This is a genomic window from Flavobacterium sp., assembly GCF_003525665.1.
Lineage (GTDB): Bacteria > Bacteroidota > Bacteroidia > Flavobacteriales > Flavobacteriaceae > Flavobacterium.
Window position 1 is genome coordinate 10116 of sequence record NZ_DQDX01000082.1, and the last position, 2642, is coordinate 12757.

3 protein-coding genes are annotated in these 2642 nt (G+C 31.8%); all 3 read left to right on the forward strand.

The window, feature by feature from the left end; all coding sequences use genetic code 11:
• Positions 1-423: hypothetical protein (locus DIU01_RS05910; protein ID WP_290832440.1), on the forward strand; the 423-nt coding region annotated here is incomplete at its 5' end.
• Between the two features lie 18 nt (positions 424-441).
• Positions 442-1050, forward strand: a complete 609-nt coding sequence (locus DIU01_RS05915; protein WP_290832442.1) for an N-acetylmuramoyl-L-alanine amidase — start codon at positions 442-444, stop codon at positions 1048-1050.
• A 38-nt stretch (positions 1051-1088) separates the two neighbouring features.
• Positions 1089-2621 carry a GH3 auxin-responsive promoter family protein gene (locus DIU01_RS05920; protein WP_290832443.1) on the forward strand — a complete coding sequence of 511 codons (1533 nt, stop codon included), beginning with the start codon at positions 1089-1091 and terminating at the stop codon, positions 2619-2621.
• The last annotated feature ends 21 nt before the right edge of the window (positions 2622-2642 follow it).

Consider the following 2642-nt stretch of genomic DNA (forward strand, 5'->3'; position numbering starts at 1 on the left):
AATCTGATTATGAAAAATTTCTATGTAATAATGACTTTTATATTGTTAAGTTCTTTTACAATTAAATCAGAATCTAATGTGCTTCCTGACGGCTATTATACTGCGGTTTTAGATGAAAAATTCAAAAAAATGGAATTGAATGATTTTGATTTTTTGCTTCAAAACGGTAAATTCACAACAAAAATAGCTGATAAATTAGAAACCTTAGAAGTAGAATGGTTGGATGAAAATTCCTTTGTAGTTAAAGGCTATACTGAGCCAAAATCACCAAATGAATTTGAACAAAAAATGCTGGAAAACAATAGACCAACATTCAATATCTCAAAAAATAATGCTAATGAATATTACTTTACATTAGGGCAAGAATCTGAAAAAAATCCAATATTCTCAGGAAAACTTATTAAATCCGAACAAAAAAATTAAACTAATACCAACCAAACCATGAAAAACTTACTTAAATTTCTAATCGTTGCAATCGCTTTTATAAGCTTATCATTTGTAAAAAACGAAAACAAAGTGATCAATGTTGTAATTGATTCCGGTCATGGTGGACATGATTTTGGCGCAACAATTGACGAGTTGAATGAGAAAAATCTAATTACTGAAATAACAAAAAAAATCAAAGCACTTCACACGGATTCTGAAGTAGTTTTTCATTACACACGCACCGACGATAGCTTTATGGATTTGAAAGACAGAGCCAATTTTATCAATCAAATTAAACCCGATTTAGCCATTTCACTGCATGTAAATCATACTAAAAACACTGATGCCAATGGTTTTGAAATATTTGTATCGGATGAAAATATACAATACGAAAAATCCACAGTATTTGCAGAAAAATTAGTTGAAAAATTTTCTAAAACGCCATTAAAAATTCGCGGTGTAAAAAACGGATCTTTTATGGTTTTAAGAAATTCAGAATATCCATCAATGGTAGTTGAAATAGGATTTATTTCGAATGCAAATGACAGAAAATACATTACCAGTGAAAATGGTCAAACCGAAATAGCACAAACCATTTTAGATTTTGCTTCAGATTTAAAATAAAAATTTCGTATTTTTAACGTCTTAAATCGTACCTTAAAATGCCTTTTCCAATAATAAATTCTATCGCATCCTGGGTTTTAAAGCAACGCATTCATCAGATTGAGTTCTTTTTAAAATACCCTAATGAAGTTCAGGATGAGTTACTTATGAATTTAATTCGCAATTGCGAAGAAACCGTTATTGGAAAAAAATACGATTTTGAATCCATAAAAAACTACAACACATTTACAGAAAGAGTTCCAGTTTCTACTTATGAAGAACTAGAACCAATGATTGAACTCACTAGAAAAGGTGCGCAAAATGTTTTTTGGAATACTCCAATAAAGTGGTTTGCAAAATCAAGCGGAACGACCAATGCTAAAAGTAAATTTATCCCAGTAAGTAACGAAGCCTTAGAAGATTGTCACTATAAAGGAAGCAAAGATTTGTTGTGCATGTATTTGAACAACAATGAAAATTCCGAGATGTTTCTAGGAAAAAGTTTGCGTCTTGGCGGAAGTTCTCAGATTTATGAAAACAATAATACTTCGTTTGGAGATTTATCGGCAATCTTGATTGAAAATATGCCAATGTGGGCAGAATTCAGCAGTACGCCAAGCAATAAAGTATCGTTAATGAGCGAATGGGAATCCAAACTAACCGCCATTATTAACGAAACCAAGAAAGAAAATGTAACCAGTTTTGCTGGCGTTCCTTCGTGGATTTTGGTTTTATTGAATCGAATTTTAACCGAAACCAATAATTCTAATTTGATGGAATTGTGGCCCAATTTGGAAGTGTATTTTCATGGTGGCGTAAATTTTGAACCTTATCGTGAACAGTATCAAAAGATTATTCCGAATACCAATTTCAAATATTATGAAATTTACAATGCTTCCGAAGGATTTTTTGCCATTCAGGATTTAAATTATTCTAATGATTTATTGTTGATGTTGGATTACGGAATTTTCTACGAGTTCATTCCGATGGATACTTTTGGAACTCCAAATCAACGCATTGTTCGTTTAGCCGATGTTGAATTATATAAAAATTATGCTATTGTAATCACAACTAATTCAGGATTATGGCGTTATATGATTGGTGATACGGTTCGATTCACTTCTTTAAAACCACACCGAATTAGAGTTTCAGGCAGAACAAAGCATCATATCAATGTTTTTGGAGAAGAATTAATGGTTGAAAATACCGATCAAGCTATTGCCAAAACTAGTTCGGCATTGAATTGCGAAGTGAAAGATTACACCGTTGCTCCTATCTTTATGAAAGGCAAAGAAAAAGGTGCACACGAATGGATGATTGAATTTAAAAAACATCCAGAAGACATAGCTCAATTTCAGAAAGTATTGGATGAAACATTGCAAACGGTAAATTCTGATTACGAAGCTAAACGTTACAACAACATGACATTGAATCAGTTAAAAGTAAATGTGGCTCGTGAAAATTTATTTTATGATTGGTTAAAAGAACAAGACAAATTGGGCGGTCAACATAAAATTCCGAGATTGTCTAATGATCGCGATTATTTGGAGCAATTGATTGGAATGCAGACTATTGTAAATTCCAAAGGTTAAAATTCCAAATTCCAATAACAT

Excerpts from the sequence above, each read along its gene's own strand:
- DIU01_RS05915 (WP_290832442.1), top strand. The coding sequence starts at position 442 with ATGAAAAACTTACTTAAATTTCTAATCGTTGCAATCGCTTTTATAAGC.
- DIU01_RS05920 (WP_290832443.1), top strand. The coding sequence starts at position 1,089 with ATGCCTTTTCCAATAATAAATTCTATCGCATCCTGGGTTTTAAAGCAA.